At 53.9% G+C, this 15036-nt stretch carries 14 protein-coding genes; 5 read left to right on the top strand and 9 right to left on the bottom strand.

The features are described 5' to 3' along the window. Nucleotides 1-3: 3 nt before the first annotated feature. Both ilvB and ivbL read right to left on the bottom strand, forming a co-directional pair. The gene (gene ilvB, locus GPJ68_RS00150; protein WP_104651917.1) at nucleotides 4-1692 is read right to left on the bottom strand and encodes an acetolactate synthase large subunit; all 1689 of its coding nucleotides are present in this window, start codon (nucleotides 1690-1692) and stop codon (nucleotides 4-6) included. 107 nt (nucleotides 1693-1799) lie between these two features. Beyond that, on the bottom strand, nucleotides 1800-1898 hold the full coding sequence (gene ivbL, locus GPJ68_RS00145; protein ID WP_003827118.1) for an ilvB operon leader peptide IvbL: 99 nt from the start codon (nucleotides 1896-1898) through the stop codon (nucleotides 1800-1802). 522 nt (nucleotides 1899-2420) lie between these two features. Here ivbL and tisB point away from each other — a divergent pair. From tisB to emrD, 3 genes are all read left to right on the top strand, one after another. Then, entirely contained in the window at nucleotides 2421-2510 is a 90-nt protein-coding gene (gene tisB, locus GPJ68_RS00140) for a type I toxin-antitoxin system toxin TisB (RefSeq protein ID WP_003023909.1), read from the top strand. 123 nt (nucleotides 2511-2633) lie between these two features. After that, entirely contained in the window at nucleotides 2634-3467 is an 834-nt protein-coding gene (locus tag GPJ68_RS00135; RefSeq protein ID WP_016155051.1) for a DMT family transporter, read from the top strand. A gap of 193 nt (nucleotides 3468-3660) precedes the next feature. Then, on the top strand, nucleotides 3661-4845 hold the full coding sequence (gene emrD / locus GPJ68_RS00130) for a multidrug efflux MFS transporter EmrD (RefSeq protein WP_075848952.1): 1185 nt from the start codon (nucleotides 3661-3663) through the stop codon (nucleotides 4843-4845). Here emrD and GPJ68_RS00125 read toward each other — a convergent pair. Together GPJ68_RS00125 and dsdC are read right to left on the bottom strand one after the other, a co-directional pair. After that, nucleotides 4772-5854 carry a cellulase family glycosylhydrolase gene (locus GPJ68_RS00125; RefSeq protein WP_085055756.1) on the bottom strand — a complete coding sequence of 361 codons (1083 nt, stop codon included), beginning with the start codon at nucleotides 5852-5854 and terminating at the stop codon, nucleotides 4772-4774. The genes emrD and GPJ68_RS00125 overlap by 74 nt on opposite strands. Before the next feature lie 78 nt (nucleotides 5855-5932). Then, complete coding sequence (gene dsdC, locus GPJ68_RS00120; protein ID WP_016155054.1) at nucleotides 5933-6859, bottom strand: DNA-binding transcriptional regulator DsdC; 927 nt, start codon at nucleotides 6857-6859, stop codon at nucleotides 5933-5935. A 229-nt stretch (nucleotides 6860-7088) separates the two neighbouring features. On the opposite strand from dsdC, the gene dsdX reads away from it, so the two are divergent. Both dsdX and dsdA read left to right on the top strand, forming a co-directional pair. Beyond that, nucleotides 7089-8426 (top strand): D-serine transporter DsdX, encoded by a 1338-nt coding sequence (gene dsdX, locus GPJ68_RS00115; RefSeq protein WP_016157809.1) that lies wholly within the window; start codon nucleotides 7089-7091, stop codon nucleotides 8424-8426. Between the two features lie 17 nt (nucleotides 8427-8443). Then, nucleotides 8444-9766, top strand: a complete 1323-nt coding sequence (dsdA, locus tag GPJ68_RS00110) for a D-serine ammonia-lyase (protein WP_104651918.1) — start codon at nucleotides 8444-8446, stop codon at nucleotides 9764-9766. A gap of 12 nt (nucleotides 9767-9778) precedes the next feature. Here dsdA and GPJ68_RS00105 read toward each other — a convergent pair whose 3' ends face one another. From GPJ68_RS00105 to GPJ68_RS00085, 5 genes are all read right to left on the bottom strand, one after another. Continuing rightward, a complete protein-coding gene (locus GPJ68_RS00105; RefSeq protein ID WP_158655794.1) occupies nucleotides 9779-10891 on the bottom strand; it encodes an anaerobic sulfatase maturase in 1113 nt (370 codons plus the stop codon). After that, the gene (locus GPJ68_RS00100; RefSeq protein WP_016155058.1) at nucleotides 10888-11250 is read right to left on the bottom strand and encodes a DUF202 domain-containing protein; all 363 of its coding nucleotides are present in this window, start codon (nucleotides 11248-11250) and stop codon (nucleotides 10888-10890) included. Before GPJ68_RS00100 ends, GPJ68_RS00105 begins: the two co-directional genes overlap by 4 nt. Further along, entirely contained in the window at nucleotides 11240-11587 is a 348-nt protein-coding gene (locus tag GPJ68_RS00095) for a YidH family protein (protein ID WP_016157812.1), read from the bottom strand. The genes GPJ68_RS00100 and GPJ68_RS00095 overlap by 11 nt, the downstream gene beginning before the upstream one ends. Before the next feature lie 98 nt (nucleotides 11588-11685). Continuing rightward, on the bottom strand, nucleotides 11686-13179 hold the full coding sequence (locus tag GPJ68_RS00090) for a sulfatase-like hydrolase/transferase (RefSeq protein WP_049042660.1): 1494 nt from the start codon (nucleotides 13177-13179) through the stop codon (nucleotides 11686-11688). Further along, on the bottom strand, nucleotides 13176-14891 hold the full coding sequence (locus GPJ68_RS00085) for a solute:sodium symporter family transporter (RefSeq protein WP_046276207.1): 1716 nt from the start codon (nucleotides 14889-14891) through the stop codon (nucleotides 13176-13178). Before GPJ68_RS00085 ends, GPJ68_RS00090 begins: the two co-directional genes overlap by 4 nt. Nucleotides 14892-15036: the final 145 nt, after the last annotated feature.

Below are 15036 nucleotides of genomic sequence, written 5' to 3'. Positions count from 1 at the left end.
GGCTTATTCCCCCACCATTTCTGTGTTTGCCGCACCCGGCGGCACCATCGGGTACACTTTTTCTTCGGCATCGATGCGCACGTGGATCAGCGCAGGTCCAGGGCGATTAATAATCTCCTGCAACGCTGCCTGTGGATCCGCTTCGTTATTCAAATCGCAGGTTTCGAGGCCAAACCCGGCGGCTATCTGCATAAAGTTAATCATCCCCGGATATGTCGCCGCAAAAACGCCCTGCTTATAGAACAAACTCTGCTGCTGATACACCAGACCCAACGCTTCGTTATTCATCAGGATGATTTTAATATCCAGTTGATTTTCGCTGGCCGTCGCCATTTCCTGAATATTCATCATCAGGCTACCGTCGCCGGAGAAGCACAGCACCTTTTTGTCCGGGTTGACCAGCGCTGCGCCAATTGCCGCCGGCAGGCCAAAGCCCATGGTTCCCAGACCGCCGGAGGTCAGCCACTGACGCGGACGGTTCAGCGGGTAAGCCTGTGCGGCCCACATCTGATGCTGGCCTACGTCGGTGGTGATAATGGCATTGTCATCCACGCAGGCCGCTACGGCGTTGATCAGCCCATAGTGGCTGAGCGGGTCGCTTTCCTGCGGAATGCTGCAGGGGAATTCGCGTTGTAAATCGGCCACCATTTGATGCCACGACTCTCGCGGCTGCGCGTCAATTAATGGGATCAGTTGCGCCAGAACCTCATCGACATCCGCCTGAATCGCCACGTGTGGCTGTTTGATTTTACCCAGCTCCGCGCGGTCGATGTCCACGTGGATGATTTTGGCGTTCGGACAGAACTGCTCGGTTTTACCAATCGCCCGGTCATCAAAACGTGCGCCCAGAACAATCAATAAGTCCGCTTCTTGCAGAATAAAGTTAGTGCTGCGCGCGCCGTGCATACCTAACATGCCTAACGACAGCGGATGCGCTTTCGGCAACATACCGAGCGCCATTAAGGTCATGGTGGTGGGCAGCATGGCTTTTTCTGCCAGATCACGAACCCGCTCAGGCGCGTTAATCACGCCGCCGCCGAGATACAGCACCGGACGCTGTGCGGAGTTAATCATGGCTGCAGCATCGCGAATGCTGTCCTGGCTGAACGCCGGTGCCGCCATTTTCTGCGCGGGCTCCGGCATCTCTTCAATCTCAAAAACGGCGGTTTGAATATCCTTAGGAATGTCTATCCACACCGGGCCCGGACGGCCGGACTGCGCAATGCGGAACGCATCGCTCATGACCTGCGGTAATTCACTGATATGGCGGACCAGATAGTTGTGCTTGGTGATGGGGATAGAGATGCCGTAGGTGTCGACTTCCTGGAAGGCGTCGGTCCCGATCATTGAGGCCGGAACCTGCCCGGTGATACACACCAGCGGGATGGAATCCAGCCGCGCGTCGGCAATGGCGGTCACCAGGTTGGTCGCGCCCGGTCCGCTACAGGCCATACAGACGGCGGGTTTACCATCGGTTCTCGCCATCCCCTGCGCGATAAACCCCGCGCCCTGCTCGTGGCGCGCCAGGATATGACGGATTTGCGTGCTTTGGCTTAAAGCGTCATAGACGGGAAGAATCGATCCGCCAGGAATACCGGTGACCACCTGAATCCCCTGGCGTTCCATGAAATGAACGATGAATTCTGCGCCCGTAAAACGCGTACGCTTGGATGTTATGCCCGAACTTGCCATGCTCCAGTCCTTTTATTCTGGGCCTTTGCTTCGGGCAGGTCTCTTAAACGAAAAACCCCGCCCGGTTTGCGCCGGCGGGGTTTTGGAATCGTGTGTTGATCCGGACCCTACGGCGCATTGCCGACGACCACCACCACACGCACGACGACCGCTGCGCGAGATGGCGCAGTTTTTAGTAGGGTCGCAGTCAGCATGGAAGGGTTCATTAGGGACCTGTCTGTTTGTTGATTAACTGGATTTATACAAACACAGGTTTTTCAGCGTGACAATGGAAAATTTTTCATCTGCATAAAAATGCGTCAACGATCACATTTCGCTGTGCAGAGTCGGAAAACAAAAAACCCCGCCGGAGCGAGGTTTTTTTCAGCGCTGTGCGGTTGGTAGCCGCCGAACACACTGTGTTATGTCAACGGAAAAAGTATACGCGTTCTGCGAAGAACACGCAATTTCGGCACGAATTTTGATGGTTTTGAGTATGGAACATGAATGGCACAATGTCTACAAAATACTGTTAATTTATACAGTGTTTATCTATAATGTCTCGGTACGCAATGTGTTATGCGGGGGCCGCATCGTAAACCGGCGCATCAAAGTCCTGGCTGAAACGGGTGGTGCCGTCAGCGCCTTAACCCCCGTGTGAGCACACTGTGTTATGTCAACAAAGGTGCTGGCAACAGGCAGCGGCGAGGTACGTCAGCACCGTGCTCCTTGTACCAAAAGGAGAGCGTATGAGCCTCGTGGATATCGCTATTCTTATCCTCAAACTCATTGTTGCAGCACTGCAACTACTTGATGCCGTTCTGAAATACGTTAAGTAATTCGGATTCAAGTCGCACCTAAGGGGAGCGGGTAACACTCCGCTCCCCTTTCACCTTCTCCCTGGTGCTTGTCTCGCGCCAATATGTTACGTTTTTATGACATTCTCAGGGAAGAACGCCACCATGACGCTTTCTGTTTTCTGCATTTTGCTGTTTGCCGCGCTGCTGCATGCCAGTTGGAATGCCATTGTTAAAGCTGGAAACGATAAACTGTACTCGGCGATTGGCGTCAGCGGCTCCGCGGCGATTATGGCATTGATCTGCTTACCCTTCGCGCCTCAGCCTTCCACCGCCAGCCTGCCGTTTTTGGCCGTCTCAACCGCGTTGCAAGTGGTGTATACGGTCCTGGTCGCCAAAACCTATCAGGTTTCGGATATGAGCCAGACCTATCCTCTGATGCGTGGGACAGCACCGCTGCTGGTTGCGATTATCAGCGTCTTGTTCCTTGGCGATAGCCTGTCTGTGTTTGCCTGGGTGGGGATTGCTACGATCTGTCTGGCCATTCTCGGCATGGCATTTAACGGACGCAGCAGCTCACAACGCGGGATCGTACTGGCGCTCATTAACGCCTGCTTTATCGCTGGTTACACGCTGGTTGATGGCACCGGCGTACGCTTATCAGAAACCGCGCTCGGTTATACGCTGTGGACCTTCTTTCTGAACGGTTCCTGTCTGCTGGGCTGGGCGATGATCGCCCGGCGCCGGGAAGCGTCACGCTATCTGGTACAACAGTGGAAGAAAGGTATTCTGGGTGGAATTGGTACGATGGGTTCTTACGGTCTGGCGCTGTGGGCCATGACCCAGGCTCCGTTGGCGGTGGTCGCAGCGCTGCGTGAAACCTCCATTCTGTTTGGCGCTCTGCTCGCCTGGCTACTGCTGAAAGAAAAGGTTGCCGGAATACGCCTTGTCGCGGCCGCCGGTATTGCCGTAGGCGCTGTCTTACTTCGCTTGTCATGATCGCGCCGTAAAGCCGATGCAATCCGGCAACATTTGTTGCCGCTTTTTGTTTACATTTCCTGCCGTTCATCGCGTAAACATTCCAGCCCACTATCTGGCCTTCTTTTTCTGTTGTGGTAGATTCCACGCGCATTTACGGGAAAGTACAGCACCTTATTCTTCTTTTTTCTCTTTTTTAAAAGTAATCAGCGAAATGAAAAGGCATAGAAGCGTCAATTTGTTGTTGATGTTGGTATTACTGGTGGCGGTAGGTCAGATGGCGCAAACCATTTATATCCCCGCGATTGCTGATATGGCGCGTGAACTGAACGTTCGCGAAGGAGCGGTGCAAAGCGTAATGGCCGCCTACCTGCTGACCTACGGCCTGTCACAACTGTTTTACGGCCCACTTTCCGATCGCGTTGGCCGCCGTCCGGTGATCCTCGCCGGAATGTCTATTTTTATGCTGGCCACGCTGGTCGCGATTACCACCCACAGCCTGACGGTACTGATTATCGCCAGTGCAATCCAGGGCATGGGAACAGGCGTCGGCGGTGTAATGGCGCGAACCTTACCGCGCGATCTGTACGAAGGCACGCAGCTGCGCCACGCGAATAGTTTGTTAAACATGGGGATTCTGGTGAGTCCGCTGCTGGCCCCGCTGATTGGCGGCATGCTGGATACCTTGTGGAACTGGCGCGCCTGTTACATTTTCCTGCTGGTTCTGTGCGCGGGCGTCACGTTTAGCATGGCGCGCTGGATGCCGGAAACGCGTCCTGCGGGCGCACCGCGTCCACGCCTTATCGCCAGCTATAAAACGCTGTTTGGTAACAGTTCTTTCACCTGTTACGTGCTGATGCTGATCGGCGGCCTGGCGGGCGTTGCGGTCTTCGAGGCCTGCTCCGGGGTATTGTTGGGCGCAAGGCTCGGTTTAAGCAGCATGGTGGTCAGTATCCTGTTTATTCTGCCCATCCCGGCGGCATTTTTCGGCGCCTGGTTCGCCGGTCGCCCGAATAAGCGTTTCTCGACGCTGATGTGGCAGTCGGTTATCTGCTGTCTGGTAGCCGGTTTAATGATGTGGATCCCGGGCCTGTTTGACGTGATGAACGTCTGGACGCTGCTGGTTCCCGCCGCACTGTTTTTCTTCGGTGCCGGGATGCTGTTTCCGCTGGCAACCAGTGGCGCAATGGAGCCTTTCCCATTCCTGGCAGGCACTGCCGGTGCGCTGGTTGGGGGATTACAGAATATTGGTTCCGGCGTGCTGGCGTGGTTCTCTGCAATGCTGCCGCAGACCGGGCAAGCCAGTCTGGGCCTGCTGATGACCCTTATGGGACTGTTGATTTTTGTTTGCTGGCTTCCGCTGGCGTCACGCGTGTCGCATCAGGGGCAGGCGGTTTAAGCGTATGATGGCCCGGCTTATCGCCGGGCTTTTCGCATTCAGGCGCGATCATCGTCGTCAGTAACGGCTCCAGCGCCGGACGCCAGGCGCCTTCCTCGCCATCATAAAACTGCGTATCCGCATTGATAGCATAGGGAATTTTCGCTTTTTTCAGTTCGCACGCCATAAAGCGGGCAAACGCCATTTGCGAGGCAGAAGGCGCGTTCCTGATGGTTTCTCCTGGCGACCAGCCTCCCACCCAACTGACATGACCCGTTTTCTGCTGCCAGTGAATGGCGGTATTGATACGGGCGCGAATAGCGGCCTTTTCTGCCGCTGTGCCTGAGGTCCACGGATATTTACCATTATTTTTCAGCGGCCCCCACGGAAAAATATGCCATTGAGCCAGCACGGTATTCTGACTTTGCGGCGGCAGTTTCAGGTCAGGCAAATCTTCCGGCGCGGCGCGTAGTCGCGGCGCGATAAAAATCATCCGCTGCGGGTCGATGGCATGGACAGTACGAATGGTTTTGTCATACACCCGATTGAGCGATACCTGATTATGGTTGAGCTTATCAGAGGGTTCGTATATCAGGTCGAAACCCAGCAACGGCGAGCTTTGACCAAAGTAATGCGCCACCGCCACCCACCAGTTAACCACCTCTTTTTCGTTACCGGTACTGGGATCTTTTTTATATTCGTCAGCCTGATAGGCAATTATCGGGATCACGCCATACTGCTCGCAGGCTTCCACCAGCTTGCGCAGATGTATAAGCCGCGCCTCCGTAGGCTCTCCCGCCACGCGAATGCGCACGTGGGTTAACCCTTTCGCCTTGTAATCCCGCACCACCAGCGGATCGAATTCACGAATACCCCGATCGGTGCGCGCCCAGTCTACGTCCATCCCAACGCCAAGCTGCTGCGCATACTGCGCCGCGGTCAGCACAGGTTGCGCGGCACACACGGTGGCGCTGGCTAACAGTAAAAGGGAAACTATCGGCTTTAACACGGTCGTCCTTACGCAAATCATCAGGAGTGATATCACGTATTTAGCATGCTTTTTCACTTTGCGTGTAGCGAGAAAGCGTAAAAAATATTCGCGGCCCGCTTATTTAACCTGTTCCTGAAGCCAGCGAATAAACGCCTCGATTTTCGGCCACTGTCTGCCAGGAAGGGTAGTGATGTAGTAGTGCTGATGGCATTTCAGCGCCATATCGCCAAAAGGCGCAACCAGCTCTCCGCTGTCGAGGCGTTTTTGCACCAGCCGCTTTCGGCCCATCGCCACGCCGATATGATTCATCGCCGCAATCACCGCCAAATCAGAACGATCGAAGCCAATTCCCGACGATGTCGGCAGATTCACCGAAAAATGCTGCGCCCAACTGTGCCATTCATCGGTCCCGGAGTCGTTACTCCACGCCTGTCTGTCATGCAGCAACGTACAGTGCGGTAAATTCACCAGCGAACCGGTAAGGTCATGGCGGCGAGCGTAGTCCGGGCTGCATACCGGCAGGATCTCTTCATCCATCAGGAAGTGGTGCGTGAGCTGCGCGGAGGGCGCGTCGTCAAAATAGATGGCCAGATCGACCCCGGCACGCTGCAGATTGACGTTGTCGTTCCCGGTCAGCATGGTCAGCGAAATCGACGGATAGCGACGGGTAAAGTCGCCGAGCGCCGGAACCAGCCAGCACTGAGCGATAGAAGGCCGTGAGTACACGGTGAGGGTCCCGGACAACTCCTGATTTTTAATATCAAGGATTTCCTGATTCAGCGTATCCAGCGATGATTTCAGCGCCCAGAACACGCGCTTGCCCTCGTGGGTGAGTTCCACTTTACGATGCGAACGAACAAACAGCTGAATACCCAGCTCATCTTCCAGCTGATTAATGCGATGGCTGACAGCGCTGGGGCTTAGTGACAGCTCATCTGCCGCCAGCGCAAACGACTGGTGCCGGGCCGCCACTTCAAAGGTATACAGCTTTGACAACTGCCAGCCGTTGAGCAGCCGATTTCTGACCTCGCGTAAGGGATCCATGTTCACCTCCTGTCCTCCTGATTCATTCGCCGGAGTGTAAAAAAGTTCGCTGCAAAAATCAGCACAAAGATGAATCAAGGTGAACCATATCGCATAAACAAAGCGTAATTAGACGTAAATCACCTACTTGATGCAATCTGTCTCATGTGAAAGGGGATTTATATCGTTTGTCAGACCATGCCTTATTTTTGTCCAATAACCCTATATTAATCACAGGGCAAGGTGAGTTATGCACTCTCAAATCTGGGTTGTGAGCACGCTGCTGATAAGCATCGTGTTAATCGTTTTGACCATCGTGAAGTTCAAATTCCACCCGTTTCTGGCGCTGCTGTTAGCCAGCTTCTTCGTGGGTACGATGATGGGTATGGGGCCGCTGGATATGGTCAATGCCATTGAGAGTGGCATCGGCGGTACGCTGGGCTTCCTCGCCGCGGTTATCGGTCTTGGGACCATTCTTGGCAAAATGATGGAAGTGTCCGGCGCGGCCGAACGTATCGGCCTGACGCTACAGCGCTGTCGCTGGCTTTCCGCTGACGTCATTATGGTACTGGTCGGACTGATTTGCGGGATCACGCTGTTTGTTGAAGTCGGCGTAGTGCTGTTGATTCCTCTGGCCTTTTCAATTGCCAAAAAAACCAATACCTCGCTACTGAAGCTGGCGATTCCGTTATGTACAGCGCTGATGGCGGTACACTGCGTCGTGCCGCCGCATCCAGCCGCCCTGTTCGTGGCGAACAAGCTGGGCGCGGACATTGGCACCGTGATTGTCTACGGCTTACTGGTGGGCTTAATGGCCTCGCTGATCGGCGGTCCGCTGTATCTGAAATTCCTCGGTAACCGTCTGCCGTTTAAACCGGTTCCGGCTGAGTTTTCCGACCTCAAGGTGCGCGACGAAAGTACGCTGCCATCGCTGGGCGCTACGCTGTTTACCGTACTGCTGCCGATTGGCCTGATGCTGGTAAAAACCGTCGCTGAGCTGAACATGGCGAAAGGCAGCACGGTTTATACGCTGTTGGAGTTTATTGGTAACCCGATCACCGCGATGTTTATTGCCGTTTTCGTGGCCTATTACATTCTCGGCCTGCGTCAGCACATTGGCATGGGGGCGCTGCTGACCCACACCGAAAACGGTTTTGGCTCCATTGCTAACATTTTGCTGATTATCGGCGCAGGCGGCGCATTCAACGCTATCCTCAAGAGCAGCGGACTGGCGGATACCCTCGCGCTGATCCTCTCGAACATGCATATGCACCCGATTCTGCTGGCTTGGCTGGTGGCGTTAATCCTGCATGCTGCGGTGGGCTCTGCCACGGTGGCGATGATGGGCGCGACGGCAATCGTGGCCCCGATGCTGCCGCTCTACCCCAACGTTAGCCCGGAGATCATCGCCATTGCCATCGGTTCCGGCGCGATTGGCTGCACGATCGTCACCGATTCCCTCTTCTGGCTGGTGAAGCAGTACTGCGGCGCCACCCTAAATGAGACGTTCAAATATTATACGACCGCGACATTTATCGCGTCCGTTATTGCACTGGTTTGCACATTCCTGCTTTCCTTTATTATCTAAGCGCAAAGAGACTGACTATGGAAAACATTCAAACACTTATCGCCCAGCATCCTTTAGTGGAAGATCTGGTCGCTCTCAAGGAGACGACCTGGTTTAACCCTGGCACTACCTCTCTTGCGGAAGGTTTACCGTATGTTGGCCTGACAGAGCACGATGTTCAGGATGCCCACGCTCGTCTGACGCGCTTCGCGCCGTATCTGGCGCAGGCATTCCCGGAAACCGCAGCCACCGGCGGCATTATCGAATCTGAACTGGCCGTGATCCCGGCGATGCAAAAGCGGCTGGAAAAAGAGTATGGGCAGCGCATCAACGGCGAAATTCTGCTGAAGAAAGACAGCCATCTACCGATTTCCGGCTCAATTAAAGCGCGTGGCGGTATTTATGAAGTGCTAACCCACGCGGAAAAACTGGCGCTGGAAGCCGGTCTGCTGACCACACAAGACGATTACAGCATTCTGCTTTCGCCTGAGTTTAAACAGTTCTTCAGTCAGTACAGCATCGCCGTAGGCTCCACTGGCAACCTTGGGATGTCGATCGGCATTATGAGCGCCCGTATCGGCTTTAAGGTGACGGTTCATATGTCTGCCGACGCTCGCGCATGGAAAAAAGCCAAACTGCGCAGCCACGGCGTGACGGTCGTGGAGTATGAAGAAGATTATGGCGTGGCGGTTGAGCAGGGCCGTAAAGCGGCACAGTCCGATCCGAACTGTTTCTTTATCGATGATGAAAATTCCCGCACGCTGTTTTTAGGTTATGCGGTAGCCGGCGAGCGTCTGAAGGCGCAGTTCGCGCAGCAGGGGCGCGTGGTGGATGCCGACCATCCGCTGTTTGTTTACCTGCCGTGCGGCGTCGGCGGTGGGCCTGGCGGGGTGGCGTTTGGCCTGAAGCTGGCATTCGGCGATAACGTGCACTGCTTCTTCGCAGAACCTACCCATTCACCGTGCATGCTGCTGGGGATTTATACCGGACTGCACGATACAATTTCTGTGCAGGACATTGGCATCGATAACCTGACAGCGGCAGATGGGCTGGCGGTGGGCCGCGCGTCCGGCTTTGTTGGCCGGGCAATGGAACGTCTGCTCGACGGTCTGTACACCCTGGACGATCAGACTATGTACGACATGCTGGGCTGGCTGGCGCAGGAAGAAGGCATTCGCCTTGAGCCGTCGGCGCTGGCCGGGATGGCCGGTCCGCAGCACGTTTGCGCTTCTGCTGACTATCAGCAAATGCACGGCTTCAGCGCGGAGCAGCTCAATAACGCCACCCACCTGGTGTGGGCGACCGGCGGCGGCATGGTGCCGGAAGCCGAAATGGCGCAGTATCTGACCAAAGGACGTTAAACGCCGCTGAACTTAACGCAGCATCGCCATCAGTTCCATCGGTGAGCGATGTTGCTTCAGAAGGTCACGCATCACGCGCATATGCGGCGCGGTATGATTGAAGAAAGCGCTGTATCCGCCGCAAATCGCACTCTTTCCACTGCTGTCGCGATGCTTTGGGCAATCACCATGGCAAAAGCGTAATAGCGAACACGCCTGGCATTCCGCGCTCAGCGTGGTTCTCTTGGACTGACCAAACGCCGCTGCCCTCGGGCTGGCGTTGAGCTCACTCAACGACGTGCGATGAATATTACCCAGGCGAAAATCAGGGTGAACATAGTGATCGCACTGATACAAATCGCCATTCGCTTCCAGAGCAAAAGCATGTCCGCAGGTGGAGCTTAGCGAACACATCTGCGCCGGGTGTCCGCACCATACGCCCAGAGTTGAATCAAATAACTGGACGAATACGCGGCCAATATCTTCTCTGACCCAGATATCAAAGACGGAATTCAGGAAGGTTCCCCACGCCTGAGGCGGGACGGATTCGGCGGTAAGCTCGCCTTCGTCATCATATTCAACCAGCGGAATGAACTGCAAAAAAGGTGTGCCAAGCTGGCGAAGGTAGCGATACATCAACTCAGGTTGCTGGCTGTTCAGAGAATTAACCACTACCAGCAGATTGAACTCCACCTGATGCTTACGGAGCCTGGCAATGGCGTCCACCACCTTATGGTGAGTCGGTTTTCCGCTGCGGTTAACACGATAAGCATCGTGCAACTCGGCGGGGCCATCCAACGAAATCCCCACCAGCCAGCCGTTATCGTGCAAAAACTGACACCATTCGTCGTTGAGCAAAATCCCGTTGGTCTGGAACGCGTTATGGATTTTCTTCCCTTCCCCGTACTGTTTTTGCAACGTCACTACGCGGCGAAAAAAGTCGATGCCACAGAGGGTTGGCTCTCCGCCCTGCCAAGCGAACATCACGTCAGCCCCCGGCTGTGCGGTGATATGCTGACGAATAAACGTCTCTAAGGTGGCGTCATCCATTTCGGGTTGAGTGGGTTTATCGATGTAAAAACAGTAACGACAATCCAGGTTACAACGAGAGCTGGCTGGTTTGGCCATGACCTGACATCCTGTCATGCTAAATTCCCGATAAACGCAATAAGTTGGCGGACATGCGTTACAGCAAACAGTATTGCGAGGGATAACACCGCGAGGGAGATCATAAATTTGTCACGCACCGCGCGAGATTCAGAAAAATCGCTATGCGTAACATCCATCAGATTACGGCTGCGGGTATAGCGCCACAGAACGATTGCCACCAGCGCCAGCACCACAATTGAAACCCAAAACAGGAAGCCCGCCTGATGCCAGTTGTGCTTCAGCGCCAACGCCATTAGCGCGCCATAACCCAGAAGCGTACGAAACCAGGCCAGCGATGTTCGCTCCGGTTGTAACCCCGGATCAGCGATACGTCGCGACTTACGGCTATCCGGCATACAGCACCAGTCCCATGACAATCACCGCGACAATAAACAAAATCAGACTGATGATTAACAGGCTATGGGTATAGGGCAAATCCTCTTTCAGGCGCATCGCCCTCTCATTACGCAGCCAGCGCAGGTAGCCATAAATCGCCAGACCACCGGCAAACAGGCATAGCAACAGCGCCAAAAGCTCACGAATTACCGGCGTGGCAAAATCCGGGGCCAGTTGGTCGAGACCAACGCCCGCCGCCAGAAATCCCAGCGCGGTACGGATCCACGCCAGAAAGGTACGCTCATTTGCCAGTGAGAAGCGGTAATCCGGGGCTTCTCCAAGGCGGGAAATTTTCATTCAAACTCCTCTGGCTGTCATTGCCGGATGGCGGCTAATGCCTTATCCGGCCGACAGATAAGTGCAAATATGAGTATCTGCGCCAATTGGCATTGTAGTCAGAACTTCTGCTTTTTCTCCTCCACTTTTACGCCCTGGGTTGGTAAACCGGTGTCGTAATCGCGTACCACGGGAGAATAGCCGTCTTGCGGGCGCGGGCGAAAAGCGCCCATCCAGCGCGGTACGGCGTCAGGACGCCAGGGACGCAAACTCCACTGATAGGTGCGGAATGGATCGCGGATTTTATCCATATAGTCCAGCAGCGCGTCGTGCATCTGGCAGCGAACATCGGCTAATTGCGGAGAATCTATCTGGTTGTGTAGCTCATCGGGATCGTTTCGTCTGTCGTAAAGCTCATCACTGGTAAACAGGTTCAGCACCAGCTTCCAGTCATCCGTCACCCAGCAACGTACCGGTATAAATCCGCCAAAACTGTCATGTTCAATCTCATAACGATTGAACTCCACCATCACACCGCGTGGTTTTTCAACGGTAAGGATGTTTTCACCCGGCAGGATTTGTGGCTTCTCAATACCCGCCAGCGCCATCATCGTCGGCAGCAGATCGATATGGCTTACCGGCGTGTCTACCTGCATGGATTCTCCCTGAGGCGAGCGCATAATCAGCGGAATTCGCGTGATGTCGTCATACATCGCTGCCCCCTTACTGATGAGCTTATGCGCCCCCATCATCTCGCCATGATCGGAGGTGTAAATGACCCAGGTGTTGTCCCGCTGCATGGGCGTTAAGCTATTAATAACCCGGCCAATCTGGTCATCGACAAAGTCGTTGCAGGCAAAATAGAGCGGATGGTGATAGCGCCCATCATCACCTACCGGCGAAGGCATCGCTTCAGACCAAAGACGATGATGTTCAGGTTTGTTACTCAAAGAGTCGTGCGCCTTCATCCCCAGGTCATAATAAAAATCCTGATATTTCTGCAGATACTCCACGGGACAGGTAAACGGGTGATGCGGCTCGTCGTAGGAAACTACCATCAGGAAGGGTTCTTCATCACGTGCAGGGTGGCGGAGGAAATCAATCGCCCGGTTACTGATGCGGTGCGCCCAGGTAAAGGTTTCATTGATATTGTTATCCAGCAAATCCTCCACGCTGTTCAGACCGTTACGCCACAAACCGATCTCTTTGTCCGTCAGTTCCGCGAGGTAATTTGCCCCGTCATACCAGTAGTCAGCATCCCATTCGGGCGGGCACTCGCCGGTACCAAAGTAATCGTGCCCGTCGAGATGCCACTTGCCGATGTAGCAGGTGTGATAGCCCGCATCCTTAAAATAGCGTCCCATGGTGGAGATATTTTTCCCCGGCGCGACGTTATTGGTCCACGGGCCGGACTGGTTGGCATAAATCCCGGTAAACAGCCCAGCGCGGGCCGGAGTGCACACCGGTGAGCAGGTATAAGCAGAATTGAAGCGAATACCTTCCGCCGCCAGGCTATCAATGTTATTGGTATTCAGCGACTTACCACTATAACAGCCGACCATATTGGTCGCCTGAGTATCAGTCATAATGAACAGGAAATTAGGGCGGGTCATGCTTTATCCTTAGCGTCAGAGACAGAAAGTGCAGTGGCCAAACGACGCGTCTGCCAGGTGCTGTAAATTAAATACATCATCACTGCCGCCGTAATTGAGTAGCAGAGAATCGTCAGCCATTGGGTGTTGTACCCTCCAAACTGCGCCAGTCCAGCATAGACGCCGAGCATCGCGGTCAGGATACCGACAGAGGCAAGTTTGGCGTTTTTCCACGGCTTCATGTCTACCGCAAAAGCATCATGGAATTTAAACGGCGTCGCACGCGGCTTGATAATGCCGATAACCAGCATCACCACCACGTTGATGCAGAAGGTACAGGCCAGTACGTAAAGGAAGTGAAAGTCGAACTTCACCAGATAATTAATGGTGATGTAGCTGACGATACCGAGTCCCATAGCGACTTTCGCTGCCAGCGCAGGGATGCGCGGGAAAAAGAATCCCATGATGATGATGGTCACCAACGGCACGTTATAAATACCGTTGAGCTGTTTCATCCAGCTGTAGAGTCCTTCCGGTGCATTAGCGATCCACGGTGCTACCAGCACGGAAATTACCGCGATAAAGAATCCGAACTTACGCCCAACCCGAACCAGCTGTTCCGGTTGGGCGTGTTGATTAATAATCCGCCGATATATTCCCATGCTAAATAAGGTACTGGCGCTGTTTAAAAATCCATTGAATGTACTGATTACCGCGCCGAATAAAACGGCACCGAAAAACCCCACCAAAGGGACAGGAAGCACGTTATTTACCAGTGTCGGATATGCCATATCCGCCTTTGGCAGATCCTGGTATAGATGAAAAGCAATTAAACCTGGTAATACCAGTACCAGTGGATCGAGCATTTTCAATACCGCTGTGAGCAATGCTCCTTTCTGCCCTTCGGCGAGGCTTTTGGAAGCCAGCGTACGTTGTACGATGCCCTGATTAGTACACCAGTAGAAGGTATTCACCAGAATCAAACCGGTAAAGGCTGCACCTATCGGCAGCGGATCGTTCGCTCCACCAATTGAGTTTAATTTCTCCGCATGTACGGTGGTCAGTTGCTCAACACCTTGTAAAAAACTGCCTTTTCCCATCGCAATCAGGCCGAACACGGGGACCATCAATCCACCAATCACCAGCCCTATACCATTGATAGAATCGGCCACCGCCATCGCACGTAAACCGCCGATCACCGCATAAATAATCCCGGCAAGGCCCAGCAAAATAACCAGTAACCAGATTGCTGTACCCTGAGAAATATTCAGCGATTCACCGATGTGAAAAAGGCTATTCAGCGCCAGCGCCCCTGAATAAAGCACAATCGGCAGGAAGCAGACGCCAGTGGCAATAAGAAAGCAAAAGTCGATAATGATTCGCGTGGTTTTATCGTAACGCTCTTCCAGAAAATCTGGGATCGTAGCGATACCACGTTGCAGATAGCGAGGTAGAAAAATCAGCGCCAGAAAGATAAGCGTCACCGCAGAGGTGACTTCCCAACCCATAACCGACATTCCGCTTTTGTAAGCCTGACCAGACAGACCAACCAACTGTTCGGTTGAAAGGTTAGTTAACATCAATGACGCGGCAATCACCGGCGCTTTCAATGAACGCCCGGCAAGAAAATACCCTTGTTGCGATCCGGTATCCGTTTTACGTACCTTCCACCAGGTGATTAGCGCCACCAGCAGCGTAAAGCCCACAAAGCTCAGAATTTGTAGCGTATTCATCTCATAGCCCTTATTTTTCATTATGTCCCGGCAGCTGTAGGGGAATGCAAGGTAATGTGCGCCGGGTCAGGCAGTCAGATTTCTTAAAATAAAAACGTCATATCCCTGAACAGATTTTTTCTGTTAAGTTCAGGTTGTGGGCATA

Origin of the sequence: Citrobacter sp. 172116965 (genome assembly GCF_013458095.1) — a bacterium.
In the GTDB taxonomy this organism is placed as follows: domain Bacteria; phylum Pseudomonadota; class Gammaproteobacteria; order Enterobacterales; family Enterobacteriaceae; genus Citrobacter; species Citrobacter braakii.
This window is presented reverse-complemented; position numbering and strand designations above follow the sequence as displayed.

Coding starts and splice junctions, on each gene's coding strand:
- GPJ68_RS00105 (WP_158655794.1), bottom strand. CDS start 10,891: ATGACAGGATGTCAGGTCATGGCCAAACCAGCCAGCTCTCGTTGTAAC.
- dsdC (WP_016155054.1), bottom strand. CDS start 6,859: ATGGATCCCTTACGCGAGGTCAGAAATCGGCTGCTCAACGGCTGGCAG.
- GPJ68_RS00125 (WP_085055756.1), bottom strand. CDS start 5,854: ATGATTTGCGTAAGGACGACCGTGTTAAAGCCGATAGTTTCCCTTTTA.
- GPJ68_RS00090 (WP_049042660.1), bottom strand. CDS start 13,179: ATGACCCGCCCTAATTTCCTGTTCATTATGACTGATACTCAGGCGACC.
- emrD (WP_075848952.1), top strand. CDS start 3,661: ATGAAAAGGCATAGAAGCGTCAATTTGTTGTTGATGTTGGTATTACTG.
- GPJ68_RS00135 (WP_016155051.1), top strand. CDS start 2,634: ATGACGCTTTCTGTTTTCTGCATTTTGCTGTTTGCCGCGCTGCTGCAT.
- dsdX (WP_016157809.1), top strand. CDS start 7,089: ATGCACTCTCAAATCTGGGTTGTGAGCACGCTGCTGATAAGCATCGTG.
- dsdA (WP_104651918.1), top strand. CDS start 8,444: ATGGAAAACATTCAAACACTTATCGCCCAGCATCCTTTAGTGGAAGAT.
- tisB (WP_003023909.1), top strand. CDS start 2,421: ATGAGCCTCGTGGATATCGCTATTCTTATCCTCAAACTCATTGTTGCA.
- GPJ68_RS00100 (WP_016155058.1), bottom strand. CDS start 11,250: ATGCCGGATAGCCGTAAGTCGCGACGTATCGCTGATCCGGGGTTACAA.
- GPJ68_RS00085 (WP_046276207.1), bottom strand. CDS start 14,891: ATGAATACGCTACAAATTCTGAGCTTTGTGGGCTTTACGCTGCTGGTG.
- ivbL (WP_003827118.1), bottom strand. CDS start 1,898: ATGAACCCTTCCATGCTGACTGCGACCCTACTAAAAACTGCGCCATCT.
- GPJ68_RS00095 (WP_016157812.1), bottom strand. CDS start 11,587: ATGAAAATTTCCCGCCTTGGAGAAGCCCCGGATTACCGCTTCTCACTG.
- ilvB (WP_104651917.1), bottom strand. CDS start 1,692: ATGGCAAGTTCGGGCATAACATCCAAGCGTACGCGTTTTACGGGCGCA.